Origin of the sequence: Thiolinea disciformis DSM 14473, assembly GCF_000371925.1 — a bacterium.
Classification (GTDB): domain Bacteria; phylum Pseudomonadota; class Gammaproteobacteria; order Thiotrichales; family Thiotrichaceae; genus Thiolinea; species Thiolinea disciformis.
Map to the genome: position 1 here is coordinate 95,646 of NZ_AQVE01000006.1, position 15,031 is coordinate 110,676.

At 45.9% G+C, this 15,031-nt stretch carries 11 protein-coding genes; 7 read left to right on the forward strand and 4 right to left on the reverse strand.

The window, feature by feature from the left end; all coding sequences use genetic code 11:
• The first annotated feature begins 5 nt into the window (after positions 1–5).
• On the forward strand, positions 6–1,229 hold the full coding sequence (locus tag A3IE_RS0106555; RefSeq protein WP_020394806.1) for an RtcB family protein: 1,224 nt from the start codon (positions 6–8) through the stop codon (positions 1,227–1,229).
• A 9-nt stretch (positions 1,230–1,238) separates the two neighbouring features.
• Positions 1,239–1,925, forward strand: a complete 687-nt coding sequence (locus tag A3IE_RS0106560; protein WP_020394807.1) for a hypothetical protein — start codon at positions 1,239–1,241, stop codon at positions 1,923–1,925.
• A 246-nt stretch (positions 1,926–2,171) separates the two neighbouring features.
• Here the strand turns inward: A3IE_RS0106560 and ruvB are convergent, their stop codons facing one another.
• From ruvB to A3IE_RS0106575, 3 genes are all read right to left on the reverse strand, one after another.
• Entirely contained in the window at positions 2,172–3,227 is a 1,056-nt protein-coding gene (ruvB, locus tag A3IE_RS0106565; RefSeq protein WP_020394808.1) for a Holliday junction branch migration DNA helicase RuvB, read from the reverse strand.
• 154 nt (positions 3,228–3,381) lie between these two features.
• A complete protein-coding gene (locus tag A3IE_RS0106570; RefSeq protein ID WP_020394809.1) occupies positions 3,382–5,370 on the reverse strand; it encodes an Ig-like domain-containing protein in 1,989 nt (662 codons plus the stop codon).
• A gap of 12 nt (positions 5,371–5,382) precedes the next feature.
• On the reverse strand, positions 5,383–6,792 hold the full coding sequence (locus A3IE_RS0106575) for an OmpP1/FadL family transporter (RefSeq protein WP_020394810.1): 1,410 nt from the start codon (positions 6,790–6,792) through the stop codon (positions 5,383–5,385).
• A gap of 357 nt (positions 6,793–7,149) precedes the next feature.
• Between A3IE_RS0106575 and A3IE_RS0106580 the strand changes: the two genes are divergently transcribed.
• Positions 7,150–8,220 (forward strand): cytochrome-c peroxidase, encoded by a 1,071-nt coding sequence (locus tag A3IE_RS0106580; protein WP_020394811.1) that lies wholly within the window; start codon positions 7,150–7,152, stop codon positions 8,218–8,220.
• A gap of 50 nt (positions 8,221–8,270) precedes the next feature.
• Here A3IE_RS0106580 and A3IE_RS0106585 read toward each other — a convergent pair whose 3' ends face one another.
• Positions 8,271–9,332 carry a hypothetical protein gene (locus A3IE_RS0106585; RefSeq protein ID WP_020394812.1) on the reverse strand — a complete coding sequence of 354 codons (1,062 nt, stop codon included), beginning with the start codon at positions 9,330–9,332 and terminating at the stop codon, positions 8,271–8,273.
• Positions 9,333–9,599: 267 nt separating this feature from the next.
• Between A3IE_RS0106585 and A3IE_RS0106590 the strand changes: the two genes are divergently transcribed.
• Genes A3IE_RS0106590 through cysI form a run of 4 tightly spaced genes read left to right on the forward strand, consistent with a single transcriptional unit; the run spans position 9,600 to position 14,981 of the window.
• Positions 9,600–11,393 carry an assimilatory sulfite reductase (NADPH) flavoprotein subunit gene (locus A3IE_RS0106590; RefSeq protein ID WP_020394813.1) on the forward strand — a complete coding sequence of 598 codons (1,794 nt, stop codon included), beginning with the start codon at positions 9,600–9,602 and terminating at the stop codon, positions 11,391–11,393.
• 32 nt (positions 11,394–11,425) lie between these two features.
• Positions 11,426–12,154 carry a phosphoadenylyl-sulfate reductase gene (locus A3IE_RS0106595; protein WP_020394814.1) on the forward strand — a complete coding sequence of 243 codons (729 nt, stop codon included), beginning with the start codon at positions 11,426–11,428 and terminating at the stop codon, positions 12,152–12,154.
• Complete coding sequence (sat, locus tag A3IE_RS20080) at positions 12,151–13,266, forward strand: sulfate adenylyltransferase (RefSeq protein ID WP_020394815.1); 1,116 nt, start codon at positions 12,151–12,153, stop codon at positions 13,264–13,266. Before A3IE_RS0106595 ends, sat begins: the two co-directional genes overlap by 4 nt.
• Positions 13,263–14,981, forward strand: coding sequence for an assimilatory sulfite reductase (NADPH) hemoprotein subunit (gene cysI / locus A3IE_RS0106605; protein ID WP_020394816.1), 1,719 nt, complete (start codon positions 13,263–13,265; stop codon positions 14,979–14,981). Before sat ends, cysI begins: the two co-directional genes overlap by 4 nt.
• Positions 14,982–15,031: the final 50 nt, after the last annotated feature.

Below are 15,031 nucleotides of genomic sequence, written 5' to 3' on the forward strand. Positions count from 1 at the left end.
CAAGCATGACCACTACAAGCAACTATGAAGTGTTATTCGAGCAAGGTAATGCGCCTATCAAAGCATGGACTAAAGGCGTGGCTTTCGATGAAAACTCTAAGCAGCAATTAAAGAATATCGCTTCTATGCCCTTTATTCATAAGTGGGTAGCGGTGATGCCGGATGTGCATTTAGGAAAAGGCGCTACGATTGGCAGCGTGATTCCTACTATTGGCGCGGTGATTCCAGCAGCAGTCGGCGTAGATTTGGGTTGTGGAATGATGGCAGCAAAAACCACCTTGAAGGCTGCTGATTTACCTGACTCATTGGAGTTAATGCGCGCAGCGATTGAGAAAGCGGTTCCACACGGCCTGACTTTTGGTAAGCGCGATAAAGGTAGCTGGACCGATGCTCCACCGGAAGCCTTGGCGAAATGGTTGCATTTAAGTGAAGGTTTCAAAAAGCTGTGTGCAAAGCATCCTTGGTTGGAAAAAAGCAATAACTTGGCACATTTGGGAACTTTAGGTTCTGGAAATCATTTTATCGAAGTGTGCATTGATGAAGCCGATTGCGTGTGGGTGATGTTACATAGTGGATCGCGTGGAGTGGGCAATAAAATCGGTTCGCATTTTATTGCACAGGCCAAGAAGGATATGGAGCGTTGGTTTATTAATCTGCCGGATAAGGATTTGGCCTATATCCCTGAAGGTTCAGAGCATTTCCGTGATTATGTGGAAGCTGTTGCGTGGGCACAGGACTTTGCACAAGCCAATCGTGAAGTGATGATGGCGCGTACTTTACAAGCGATGCGTGAGGTATTGCCAATGCCGTTTTCTGCGGATGTGGAAGCAGTGAATTGCCACCATAACTATATCCGTAAAGAACATCATTATGGGGAGGATGTATGGGTAACCCGTAAAGGTGCGGTGAGTGCGCGTCAAGGTGAAATGGGAATTATCCCAGGCAGCATGGGTGCACGTTCTTACATCGTGCGTGGTTTAGGAAATGAAGAAAGCTTCTGTAGCTGTAGCCACGGTGCAGGACGTGTGATGTCACGAACTGAGGCGAAAAAGCGCGTGAGTTTAGAAGAGCATGTAAAAGCGGTCGCTGGTGTGGAGTGCCGTAAAGATCAGGATGTGATTGATGAAACACCTGCTGCTTATAAAAACATCGAAGCCGTGATGCAAGCACAGGAGGATTTGGTGGAAATTATGCATACTTTAAAACAGGTTTTGTGTGTGAAGGGGTAGAGGTTCGTAATGTCATTAGAATTGTTTAAAAAGTGTTATGAAGTTTTTAATGATGAGCTTTTTTCGAATGAGAATGAGGCATTGGTTTGTGAGCTTCATTTTTATTTAGAGGCTAATAATGAAAACGCACATAATTGCCTAGGCTGTAATCTGGCTTCGGAGCTTATAAAAATTAGAAATTACTTGTCGCGGGTTGATGAAACTTATGATGTTGAGGAGTTTTTTTCTGATTATTTAATTAAATGCTATTTATTAGTAGCCCGTATAGAAGATAATATTTTTAAATTATTAAATTTGCCAGAAGGTTACAAAAGTAAAAATTTTCTTGTATTTAGAAATATACGAAAATGGGCAAATTTTATAAAGCATCCAAATGCATTTACCTTTGTTCATCACCCCGAGTTTATTTATGTAAACCAATTGGATGTTGATTTATCAAATTTCAATTTGATCATTGATCAAGAGTTTGTAAATAGACATTACTCATCGTCAGCACCTAATAAAGAACTATGGAGAGCTTTACAGAACCAAAAAGATATAGCAGTTCTGTTTCCAGAACCTGAAGAGCTCACTCGAAAATTTTGCGAAGCGGTTAAAAAATTTATTGAGGTAATAAGAGATAATGCAGTCTATCGAGAGGTATTAATGGAGTATTCCACCTACGAAAATTTTTATACGAATGAAAATGACAAGTAGCCAATGATTTAATACTTGCAACGGGGATGCTGGCGATATTCGGTGTGCCACTGCCTAAAACGAGTTATGGGAGGCAGACGAGTAAAATCGCGGTCAACTCAGTAGAATCAGCTCGCATGGTTGCGGATGCAGGTCGAAAGCTCAAAGGGGTTTAGACTGGCGCGCGTTTTCCAAGAGCGTTCTGGCTGGAAGTAATGCTCCAGTTTTGGCTGTTCGCGGGTTCAAATCCCGTCATCTCCACCACTTTTAAGTTTCAGTCTCGTCCGCTTTAAACAACTCTTCCTGAATGGCGTAGACGGTTTTAGGCATACTGAGGCCAAAATATTGCCAAGCATGGCGTGTTGCTACACGTCCGCGCGGCGTGCGCATCATGAAACCTTGCTGGATCAGATAAGGTTCTAATACATCTTCAATCGTGCCGCGCTCTTCACCAATCGCAGCGGCAATGCTATCTACACCCACAGGGCCGCCATCAAATTTTTCCATCATCGCGAGTAATAAACGCCTGTCCATATGGTCTAGGCCTTGCTCGTCGACATTCAGCATATTTAAGGCGCGATCAGACATGGCTTGGGTAATGACGCCATCACTTTTAACTTGGGCATAATCACGCACACGCCTTAATAAACGATTGGCAATACGAGGTGTCCCACGCGCGCGGCGTGCAATTTCATAAGCACCTTCGTGCTCAATCGGCACATTCAAAATACCAGCGGCACGCGTCACGATATAGGTGAGATCGTCCACATTATAGAATTCAAGTCGCTGTACTATCCCAAAACGATCACGCAATGGTGAGGTTAACAAGCCCGCCCGCGTGGTTGCACCTACTAAAGTAAAGGGTGGTAAATCGAGCTTGATGGAGCGTGCCGCAGGGCCTTCACCGATCATAATATCAAGCTGAAAATCTTCCATCGCAGGATAAAGAATTTCCTCCACCACCGGACTCAAGCGATGAATCTCATCAATAAACAAGACATCATGCGGCTCAAGATTCGTGAGTAAAGCCGCCAAGTCGCCCGCCTTTTCTAAGACAGGGCCCGAAGTTTGGCGCAAATTGGCATTCATTTCCTGCGCAATAATGGCGGAAAGGGTGGTTTTACCGAGGCCGGGCGGGCCAAAGATCAGCGTATGATCGAGCGCATCGCCACGCGCGCGCGCGGCACCAATGAAAATTTCCATTTGCTCGCGCACCACCGGCTGACCAATATAATCTTTTAAACGGCGCGGGCGAATTTTATCGTCAATCCGATCTTCTTCACGATTGGCTTGCGGAGAAATCATGCGTTGCGGGTCTGACATGGCGGTTTAGCTCTATTGATAAGGGCGATTCGGTAAAGCTAAATCATAGCAAATTTCATACGTTACCACTTATAGGCTTGATGGGAACGCTGTTTTATCGCCATAAAAAAACAGGCACTTTGAGTGCCTGTTGAGGTCGTTGCAGTGTTTGCGCTTATTGGGTTGAAATGACGCTTGGATCAGTGATCACAATAGCGGCACCACGATTAGCTTGGAAAATAACGGATTGGCGTTGCATTTCCACGGTTGTCGCTAAAGATTCATCAGGGCGCAATAAGGAAGCATGTTCGCCTGCACTGAAACGCACCGCGCCAGAACCGGCGGCGGTAGCGGTTACCTTTTTCAAACCCATTAGGCTGATTAAGGGTTCAGTACCCGACAAGGGTGCGCCAGCGACGCGATTCGGAATAACTTTATCGCTATTCATACCATTGACGCCCACCACTTCGGTTAAATGAATAGGATGCGTTGCCGCTGCTTTAGTGGTCACTAAGACGATAGGGTCGGCGGGGTCAACGATCATTTGGGTGACTGCCATGAAGGTATCATAATCAGCCGTGCCTGCTTGTAAGCCAGCCTCCGCTAGACCTTTACGAATAATCGGGCCAAACGTGGCAGAACCATCCAACAAACGTGCGATACCGCCCCCTGGTACGGACAAGGTGGAAGCAGTCGGTGTGGCTTCTTGGCTTAAATAACCGGTTCCGACAATCGCACCGAGTGAAATGCCGATAAAACCAACGCGACTCGTATCTACTTTTACCGCCGCAATATTACCTAAACTTTTACGCAATACGGTTAAGTCAGAAATACCCTGACGGATATTGTCACGTGAAGTGAGGACGCTTTTGAGATTAATGAAATGCGCGCCAGAGTCGTCAATTTTACCATCTTTGCCACTAGCACTGGTGGTGTTATTGACCGTATCCACATTGAAGGTGCGTTCATAGTTGGGAGCATAAAACGGGTTAGTGGTATCCGTGACACCATGCAAGGGCAGATCAATCGCAATCATTGCAAAGCCCGCATCCGCCAAGGCATCAGCTAAAGCCACCATGCTTAAACGATTACTGGTAATACCATGTTGATAAATAACAATAGGCCAACCATTGGCGGGAGCAACCGCGCCAGCGGCTGAAGTACCATTCGGGACGGACATCATCACAGGTACGGTTTGGGTACTATTCGCCACTGGTGTCGGATTTAAGCGAGATAGCAACGAGCCCGATGCGCCTTTCCAATAACCTGTATCGATATTTTTAGCATCTAAGTAATAAGGTAGATCTAAAACACCGACATGAATATTGGCTTTGCCTTGTAATTTATCAGAAATCAGTTTGGTAGTGCCAACAGCAGTCGGGGAGATCAGGATATTACTGGCTTTAGCTTGGGCGGCGGCTGCACTCAGGATGGGAGTGACCGATTGCGTGGTGAAAGACCAGCTCATGATGATACGGTTTTTGGCGACCCCTTGGGTAAGCGCCGCTGCTTCTTGCGCATTCACCATTTGACGAATGGGCTCTAAACCCGCATTCGTCCCCGTAATAGCTTGACTACTTTTTGCTAATAAGTAAGCACTGGGGGTGCTGGCATTCTTACCGTTGGTGTCCTTTATATCATTGGTGAGCACTACCATATAACTGGTACTTTCTTTAAGCGGCTTTAGGGGTACTAAAGCAATATCTTTTCCGCTTGAAGTGACGGTTGCCACCATTTCGGTGGCTGGTAATTCACGGACTACACTCGTGACTGCCGCTCCCGTTTTCTTAACCTCAAAGACATGCAAGGTGCTGCCTAGTTTGACGGTATCGGTTTTAATCGCACTGGCAAACGCAATAGAAATCGGTGCAGTTAAACCAAAGCCATCTAGGGTATTGATCATATCCAATAAAGCTTTTTGGCTTGCGCTTGCGCTGGCGGTAGGAATATTGAGTGTGCCATCAGTAGAGCCTGAAAACATTAGGTCATTATTAACGCTCGGCAGTACCCCATTCGCTGGATCAAATAGTGGTGCTAGTGAAGGCGAATAATTGTTTTGTGCCTGTGTTTGGCTAGCATTGAAATCGTAATCACTATCATCGCTACAGGCCGATAAAGCTAAGCTCACCGCCAAAGCCGTAGAAAGATAAACTTGTTTTAGCATGAGTTGTGCCCCTTAAAATGACCAATTGAACTGTGCGCTAACAATATCCACGCTGGAATCATACAAACCACGAAGCGCATAGCCATTATCGGAGCTTGTATTATCAATCGGCGTTTCATCGGTGAATAAATGAGCATATCCCACATCAACACTCATACCTTTTGCTAGTTTATAAGTCGCACCGACAGCGACCCAAGTACGATCATTATCGGGGGTGCGCGCGGTACGTAACTGCGCACTTTTAATAGGGGTTTTGTCCAATGCCACCCCCGCACGTAACTTCAAATTGTCATTTTTCTGGTAATTCACGCCTAAAGCATAACGATTAGAATCTTTCCAATCTTGATTCACATCCGTTACTAGGGTCTTGGTGGCATCATCACGCTTTACGGTTAAGCGTTCGAAGCTACTCCAACCCGTACGCGTGACATCGCCCAATACTTCTACTTTATCATTGAGCTGGTGCGCGACTGAAAGAGACGTGGTGGCGGGTAAATTGGCGGCTGCGGTGACATTGCCATCATTAAAACGAGTCGTACCCACAGCAGTGATGACCGGTTGTAAGGCGGCGTTGATATCATAATCCACATCACCTTCCAGATCGTGATCAATCTTGGAGCGATGACTGATACCGATTTTGGTTTTTGGCGTCGGCTTATAAATCATACCTAGGTTATAACCGTAAGAAACATCATCGCCGGTGATGGTTGCTTTACTATCAGTGGCAGCATTGGCAAGTTTGGGCAAACGTGCTAAGCACTGCGCTAAAATATCACCATTATTCGCGGCGGATGCGATACTTAGGCAGGTGGCGCTAGAGTCAATCGAACTTTTTAAGACCACTTCCATGTATTGTACATTCACACCCGCACCAATCGTGAATTTATCATTCAGCTTATAAGCCACAGCGGGGTTAATATTGATAGTCGTAATGTCAGATTGCAGTGCTAGATAACGTCCAATCCAATCTTCATCGTATTTAGTGCCAAGCCCAAAAGGCACATTCATCCCAACACCAGCGCTGAAATGGTCATTAAAGGTTTTGGAAAAGAAAGCATGGGGGATGACTTTGGCATGGCCGCCATCATCATTTTTACCAAGCATGGCCTCTTTAGCTTTGTCAAAATTGCCACCGGTTAACGCGGGGTTGACCCATGAGCCTTTGTTGGTGAACTTAGCTTTGGGGGCGATTAAATGCCCTGCTGCACTGATGTGCATTCCTTTGGGCAATTCTGCCAAATTTGCAGGGTTAAACCAGCCCGAGGCAGCATCTTCTGCCACAGCAGCAGCGCCCGCATAGGCATTGCCCGCGCCTGAGCCTGATTGCTCGATTAATGCGAAACCCGCTGCGTAAACTGAACTGTGGAATAAAGCAGCCGCTAATGAAACGGCCAGTAAAGTTTTGGACGGTAGTCTTGTCATCGTTATCACTCCTCCTCAATTGATAAACGCAACATAACAGAAAAAAATTGAACTGAGAATGAGTGTAGGTATTTTGAACAGTACACCGTCTCATAAATGGTGTTTTTCTTCATTTAAGTAATCAAGGACAAGGGCAAGACGTAGCGTTACGTGAAACAGTGAGTTGGCGCAAAACTAACCTAAGACATATGTCAACATCTGCTTAAATTATATCGGACAAACCTCTCAAATTTGACTTAGGTTTAAAACAACCTAGATGCATCCTGTTTAGAATTATTTTTAGACACACCAATATGTTCTAGTTAAACACGCTAGAGCGTGATGGTTTGGTATTTCGTGAATAAAGGATGAGGTCACATGCACACACAAAAAATTTTTTATGCCATGCTAGCGGCAGGATGCTTATCAACACTGAGTGTTTGGGCTGCTGAGACAGCTACGGCGCGTACTGATGAGCCGATTAAGCCCATTGAGCCACACACCATAGAAGCCCCTGATAAATTTGAATTGGGTAAAAAGCTGTTTTTTGATCCACGCTTATCGAAATCAGGAGCCATATCTTGTAATTCCTGCCACAACCTCTCGATGGGTGGTTCAGACAATCTTCCAACTTCTATTGGGGATCATTGGCAGCAAGGGCCGATCAATGCCCCAACGGTATTAAACGCAGGGCATAGTGTGGCTCAATTTTGGGATGGGCGCGCTAAAGACTTACAAGAGCAGGCGGGCGGCCCGATTGCCAATCCAAAAGAAATGGCTTTCAGCCATGAGCTAGCCATTAAAGTGTTGTCCTCGATTCCGCAATACCGTGAAGAGTTTAAAAAGGTTTATAGCAAGGACGAGATCACGATTGCTGAAGTAACGGACGCTATTGCGGAGTTCGAAAAGAACTTGGTAACACCCCACTCAAAGTTTGATCTGTGGCTCAGAGGGGATAATGCTGCGCTCAATGACACAGAAATGAAAGGGTATCAATTGTTTAAAACCAGCGGTTGTATCGCTTGCCATAATGGTGAAATGCTAGGTGGCAGTAGCTTCCAGAAAATGGGCGTGGTTGAGCCTTACAAAACCACTAATGAGGCACAAGGTGTCGCGGGCTTAACCAAAAAAGACGAAGATCGTTTTAAGTTTAAAGTGCCTACTTTACGCAATGTGGAGCTGACCTATCCCTATTTCCATGATGGTGCAGCGACAAGCTTAGAACAAGCCGTAAATACCATGGGGCAAATTCAATTAGGTAAGAAGTTTACCGATGAGGAAACCGCGCAAATTGTGGCTTTCTTGAAAACTTTGACAGGTAAGCAGCCTGAAATCATGTTGCCGATTTTACCACCTTCTACGAATGAAACGATTCGGCCTGATCCTTTCCCTAAAGCGGCGGAAGCAAGTCAGACCACCACAGAGCCCAATAAAACAGCTACTCCTTAATCTGTTACTTAGGTTTGACCCCAAGTGAAGAGCTTGGGGTTTTTTAGTCTTTAAGTAGCTAAAGGATTGCGATAGGTTTCTACACGATTACGCCATCCTGCCAGCCATTTCGCTTCATTACGTGCCGGATCGGAATTATTAACGCGGCGTTGTAATACGCGCATTGCTGCATCTGAGAACTCATGCAGAGCAGCTTGGCCGGGCTGAGCAGGTCGCATTTCTTCTAAGACTTGGCGTAAGCCCCAGTTCTGTCCTTTGTAGCCACCATTACCTAAGCCTTCACCTTTGAAGTTCACATAGTCAATCAACGCATACCAACCACCGGGCGTATTGGCTACCGCGTTCAAGTTGCGTGCCACATGCCCTTGCATATTATTATTCGATGCTTTCACCAGTTTTGGCATAGCACGGCGCGTGCGGTCGACGATATATTGTGTTTGTAGCTCTCGCGTATTGTATAAAATTTGCGTCAGCTCCTGCATTTGCGGGGTCTGTTTTGCCACCATAAACGCTTGACGATTTGGCCAAGGAGCACCTTGATGACGGGCTTGTTGCAACCAAGCAGGTAGCTGTACGCCATTTTGTGCCAGATAATCTAAAAGGCCAGGGAAGGTATTACCAAACGATTGCCGACGACCTGCAGGATACCAGGTAAAATGACCAATCCCCATCGAAGCGAAGTCTTCACCTTCATTCCAATGTGCTAATAAATCACGATTTCCGCCGCCTTCATTATTAAAAATCTGTTCCCCAATGGCACGTAATTCTGCGGAAGATAGGCGCGGCATACCACCGCCACCTTGGCTCTGATAGGCTGGGCTTGGGCGTCCTTGATAAGTTTGTTGTGGCGGAATATAACCCGCATACATACGCGGCTGTTGTGGCCTCATGGCTCCTCGATAGTGAGGAGTAGGAGCAGCACGATAACCACCACGACCTTGAATTAAAGGCCGCGCTTGGGGAATAGAACTGGATGCTGTGTTAGTCGTTTGTTGCGAATGTGGGGGATTCACTGAACCCATTTCTTCGGGTGACGACCCTGTCGGATTTTGACTACACGCGGACAAACCGACGCTAGCCAATGCAGCAAATGCTATTAGCGCTTTTTTCATGGTTGAGAGTGCCGTTCTTGTTTTTATTATTGAGATTTGTCGTCTCAATATAAAACTTTTTACCCAGAATTTATAAATCTACCCGACAAACTGCCGAGCCTTGGCGTATCGTCGCAATCTTAAGCTGAACAGGAGCTGATTAAAAATTAGCAAGATTGAATTAATCTAATTTAAAGATATTTTTATCTTTTTATATCACTTTATTGCACATAGTGCAGTGCCGCATAATGCCTCTCATTCTAAATCGACCGACCCCTGAGAATGGCAATGAGCTTATTAAGTGCACAACAATTTGAACGCATAAGTGCAGCAGTGAACGATCTGACCCCCTCGCAATTAGCATGGGTTGGTGGGTATCTGTCTGGATTGTCGTTGGGGCCCCATAATGTCATTCCTTTTCCGCAGCTTGCAGCGGCCAATCGTGTAGAAGCGGTAGCGCAACTTTCCGTTAACACGACAATTTTGTATGGAAGTCAAACGGGCAATAGCAAAGCGATCGCTGAGAAATTACATCAAGCTTTCAAAGCCAGCGGTTTAGCGAGCAGTCTTAAAAGCTTACGCGATTACCGCCCACAACATTTGAAGAAAGAACAGCGCGTCGTCTTTGTCGTGAGCACTCACGGAAATGGTGAACCGCCGGATGATGCACGCACTTTCTTTCAGTTCATTAACAATGAGCGCGCGCCACAATTGAAAGAGTTGCACTATGCAGTACTGGCTTTAGGTGATTCTAGCTATGACGCGTTTTGCCAAAGTGGTGTGGAATTAGATCAGCGTTTAGAGAAGTTAGGGGCTACCCGTTGGTTAGCGCGTATCGATTGTGATGTGGATTTTGCAGACCATGCAACGCGCTGGCGTGAGCAGATTTTAGAAAAAGTTAAACAAGACGATCATTCTGATTCATCACCATTACCCAAACAAGGCTTGGTACAGGCAGTACAACAAGCGACGATTGGCAGTGCTGAAGCGCCGTGGACTGCTGAGTTATTGTCAGCCACGCCTGTGACGGATCCTAGTTCTGAGAAAGAAGTGTTTCACTTCGAGTTTTCACTGGAAAATAGCGGCATTACTTACGAGCCGGGCGACATTCTCGCGGTTAAAGTGAGCAATGAAACAGCGTTAGTTGATCTATTGATTCAACAAGGTGGCTGGGATAGCAATAGCGCGGTTTCTGTAAAGGGTAACGTACGGCCTTTACGTGAGGCGCTCATCGACACATTCGAAATCACCAATGTCACACGCAAACAATTACAGAACTATGCAAGCACCACGCAACAAACGGCATTAGCGGCTCAGGCTGCGGATAAAGCCGCTTTAGTGGATTGGCTTTATGCTGCGGATTGGTTGGATGTTTTGAAAACTTATCCGGCTGAACTCAGTGCCCAAGCGTTTATTGATTTACTACGTCCCTTACAAGCCCGTGAGTATTCGATTGCCTCAAGTTTGGCGGCACACCCGGATGAAGTGCACTTATTAGTGAAGCGTGTCACTTACCAACACCATGAGCGTGAGCATTTAGGCGTTGGCTCAAATTGGTTGGCGCGTTTGCAAGCGGGTGACAGCGCCCAAATCTATATCAAGCCTAATCAACATTTCAAACTGCCGAAAAGTGATAACACCAAGCTGATCATGATTGGTGCGGGTACTGGCGTTGCGCCCTTCCGTGGTTTCTTGTTTGAACGCGAAGCGCGCGGCTTAACGGGGAATACTTGGTTATTCTTCGGTGAACAGCGCTTCCGCTCCGACTTTTTATACCAAGCCGAATGGTTAGAGCTGGTTAAAAGTGGCGTATTAGAACGCATGAGCGTGGCTTTCTCACGCGATCAAGCAGAAAAAATTTATGTACAACATCGTTTGATAGAGCAAGGCGCTGAGCTGTGGCAGTGGCTGCAAGACGGTGCACATCTGTATGTGTGTGGCGATATGCACAAAATGGCAAAGGATGTTCATGCTGCTTTAGCCCAAATTGCAGTAACGCATGGTGGCTTAAGTGACGAACAAGCGCAACAGTATTTAGAAACGTTGATGAGCGAGCGACGCTATCAACGCGATGTGTATTAAAAGATTTAGGAATTTTAACGAGTAAAACGATCATGACTGCTTCATTAGAACAATTAAATGCTCAATACCAAGACCTCGGTTTGAGTCTGGCTTTGACGGCTTTGCGTGAGCACTTTAAAGGCCGAATCGTATTTTCTACCAGTTTAGGCTTGGAAGACCAAGTGATTACGGATGCGATTTTCCGCAATGGTTTAGATATTGATGTCATTACCTTAGATACCGGCCGTAACTTTCCTGAAACTTATAAAACATTGGAAGAAACGCAGCGTAAATACGGCCGTAAAATCAAGGTGTTCTATCCAAAAACTGAAGTGATTGAACAGTATGCAACGGAAAAAGGCATTAATGCGATTTACGATTCGGTTGCTTTGCGTAAAGAGTGCTGCGCCATTCGTAAAATCGAGCCCTTAAATCGTGCGCTGGAAGGGGCTGAGGTGTGGATTACGGGCTTGCGTGCTGCGCAATCAGCGAATCGTTCTAGTTTGGCTTTATTTGAAGCAGATCCAGCGCGTAATTTAGTGAAATTTAATCCACTACAGGCTTGGTCGACTGAAAAGTTGTGGGCTTATGTACGCCAGTACGAAGTGCCATTCAATGAATTACATCAGAAAGGTTTCCCAAGCATTGGTTGTGCACCGTGCACCCGTGCGATTGCAGCCGGTGAAGATGAACGCGCTGGTCGTTGGTGGTGGGAAGGCGGCGCACAAGAGTGCGGCCTGCATCTTGAAAACGGTCAATTAGTACGGAAAAAAGCAGCATGAGTCACACATTCTATAAGGCACTAAAACCACGCCAAATCTGCGATACCGAATTATTGTTAAATGGTGGCTTTGCCCCTTTAAACGGTTTCTTAAATGAAGCAGATTACCAGAGTGTACTCGATACCATGCGCCTAACAACCGGCGAATTGTGGCCGCTACCAGTCAATTTGGCTTGTTCACCGGATGAAATTGCGCAGATCAAAAAGGCTGATCGGGTAGTCTTGACCATGCCTGATGGCTTTGAATTAGCGGAACTAGAAGTCGGTGATATTTATCAGCCCGACTATCATCGTGAAGCGGAAAAAGCGTTTGGGGCGGATGACGATAATCATCCTTTTGTGCAAATTTTGCGCCATCGCCAACAAGAAGGTATGTGGTATGTGGGCGGTAGTTTGAATAAAATCAACGATGTGTCGCATAAGCGCTTTCCCGAAATTCGTCATTCACCGGCTGAATTAAAGCGTATTTTTAAAGCCTTAGGCTGGGAAAAAATTGTTGCTTTTCAAACGCGCAATCCGATGCACAAATCGCATTATCATCTGACTTTGAATGCTTTGGCCGAGGTGGGTGACGATGCACACTTATTACTCCATCCTGTGGTCGGTGTAACACAAGATGTTGATATTCATTATGATTTGCGTGTGCGTTGCTACCAAAAGCTCTTAAAGTATTATCCAGAAGGCAAAGTTTATCTTTCTCTTTTACCACTGTCGATGCGCATGGCTGGCCCACGTGAAGCGGTGTGGCACGCGATTATTCGCAAGAATTATGGGGCTACGCACTTCATCATTGGGCGCGATCATGCTGGTCCATCGTTCAAGAAACAAGATGGCAGCGATTTTTATTCACCGTATGCGGCGCAAGATTTATTGCTGCAATATGCGGATGAAATTGGCATTCAGGTGGTGAAATCAAAAGCGATTTCCTATGTGGAAAACGAGCAGAAGTACCTGACCGAAGATCAAATTCAGCCACATCATAAGGTATTGAATATCTCTGGCACACAACAGCGTCAATTATTGCGCGAAGGTAAGCCATTGCAGGATTGGTTTACTTTCCCTGACATTCGCGATGAGCTGCAACGTGAATTTCAACAGGAAAATGCGGCATGACTAAGCCGATTCCCAAAGGTCTAAACGAACGCGCTATCAATGGCTCGGACGTTGAGCGCATCAAAGATCAGAGTAATTATTTGCGTGGAACCTTGGTGGAAAGTTTTGCCAATCCACTGACAGGCTCGATTTCAGCGGATGACCATCAGCTCATCAAATTCCACGGGACTTATGAGCAAGATGATCGTGATCGCCGCAATGAGCGTTTAGCGCGTAAACTTGAACCTGCTTATGAGTTCATGATTCGGGCACGCATTCCGGGCGGTAATGTGACGGCGGAACAATGGCTTGCGTTAGATACGATTAGTGACTTATACGGTAATCATACCTTTCGCCTGACCACGCGCCAAACGGTGCAATTTCATGGCATCGTGAAATTTAAGCTCAAGCAAACGATTCAGGCAATGGATAAAGCGCTACTGGATAGTATTGCGGGTTGTGGTGATGTGAACCGGAATGTGATGTGTTCCCCCGACCCTGCGCTGTCGAGTATCAATGCGCAAGTTTACCCGTGGGCGACAAAAATCAGCGAGCATTTGATGCCAAAATCGCGTGCTTATCATGAGATTTGGTTGGACGAGCCACAAGGAAGAACGCTGGTGGCTGGCGGGGAAGCGGAGGAAATCGAGCCACTTTATGGCAAGCATTATTTGCCACGTAAATTCAAAATTGGCATCGCGATTCCACCGCACAATGAAAGCGATGTACATATGAATGACATTGGCTTAATTGCTATTGCCAAAAATGACCAATTACTTGGTTTCAATGTGGCAGTGGGAGGCGGTTTAGGTATGACCTTCGGCCGTGAAGATACCTATGCCCGCTTAGCGACTGATATTGGTTTTTGCACACCTGAGCAAGTCTTGGATGTGGTCTATCACACCGTGGCGATTCAACGGGATTTTGGCAATCGCCAAGACCGCAAATTGTCACGCTTCAAATATACGATTGATAAATATGGTTTGGAGTGGTTTAAGCAGGAGTTGGCAGCACGTTGTGGTTTTGAATTGCAGGCTCTACATCCCTATACCTTCACTACCACCGGTGATCGTTTTGGCTGGGCAGAAACCACGGATAAACGTTGGCATTTGGGCTTACGCTTAGAGCATGGCCGCATCCAAGATACTGAAAAAACAAGCATTAAATCGGCTTTAGCGCAAATCGCTCGTGAAAAACTCTGTGCTTTTCGCATGACCGCGAATCAAAACGTGTTTTTGACCGAGGTAAAGAAAAATAATAAGGCACGTATTGTCAATATTTTAAAAGAACATGGTTATGAAAGTGATGCGAGTCATTTGTCAGGGCTGCGTCGAAATTCAATTGCCTGTGTTGCTTTGAATACCTGCCCCCAAGCAATGGCAGAAGCAGAACGCTATTTACCAAACTTAATCACCAAATTAGAGCCGATTTTGGATAAATACGGTTTGCTGCAAGATAATATTAAAATCCGTATGACGGGCTGCCCTAATGGTTGTGGACGCTCCGTGATGGCTGAAATTGGTTTTATTGGTAAGTCGCCCGGCCGTTATAACTTGTACTTAGGTGGTGGTTTTAATGGACAGCGTTTGAATAAGCTCTATCGAGAGAATCTGGATGAAGCGGCGATCTTAACGACGTTGGAACCGATTTTAGCCGATTATGCCAATCAGCGTGAAACAGGTGAAACGTTTGGGGATTTTATCCTGCGTAAAGGTTTACTGGATCAAGCGGCTTAATTAATGTTTTTTTACAACAGGCTAAGCGAAAGAGGCAGGAAGTTATTCTT

Excerpts from the sequence above, each read along its gene's own strand:
- A3IE_RS0106560 (WP_020394807.1), top strand. The coding sequence starts at position 1,239 with ATGTCATTAGAATTGTTTAAAAAGTGTTATGAAGTTTTTAATGATGAG.
- A3IE_RS0106585 (WP_020394812.1), bottom strand. The coding sequence starts at position 9,332 with ATGAAAAAAGCGCTAATAGCATTTGCTGCATTGGCTAGCGTCGGTTTG.
- A3IE_RS0106590 (WP_020394813.1), top strand. The coding sequence starts at position 9,600 with ATGAGCTTATTAAGTGCACAACAATTTGAACGCATAAGTGCAGCAGTG.
- cysI (WP_020394816.1), top strand. The coding sequence starts at position 13,263 with ATGACTAAGCCGATTCCCAAAGGTCTAAACGAACGCGCTATCAATGGC.
- A3IE_RS0106580 (WP_020394811.1), top strand. The coding sequence starts at position 7,150 with ATGCACACACAAAAAATTTTTTATGCCATGCTAGCGGCAGGATGCTTA.
- A3IE_RS0106595 (WP_020394814.1), top strand. The coding sequence starts at position 11,426 with ATGACTGCTTCATTAGAACAATTAAATGCTCAATACCAAGACCTCGGT.
- ruvB (WP_020394808.1), bottom strand. The coding sequence starts at position 3,227 with ATGTCAGACCCGCAACGCATGATTTCTCCGCAAGCCAATCGTGAAGAA.
- A3IE_RS0106575 (WP_020394810.1), bottom strand. The coding sequence starts at position 6,792 with ATGACAAGACTACCGTCCAAAACTTTACTGGCCGTTTCATTAGCGGCT.
- A3IE_RS0106555 (WP_020394806.1), top strand. The coding sequence starts at position 6 with ATGACCACTACAAGCAACTATGAAGTGTTATTCGAGCAAGGTAATGCG.
- sat (WP_020394815.1), top strand. The coding sequence starts at position 12,151 with ATGAGTCACACATTCTATAAGGCACTAAAACCACGCCAAATCTGCGAT.
- A3IE_RS0106570 (WP_020394809.1), bottom strand. The coding sequence starts at position 5,370 with ATGCTAAAACAAGTTTATCTTTCTACGGCTTTGGCGGTGAGCTTAGCT.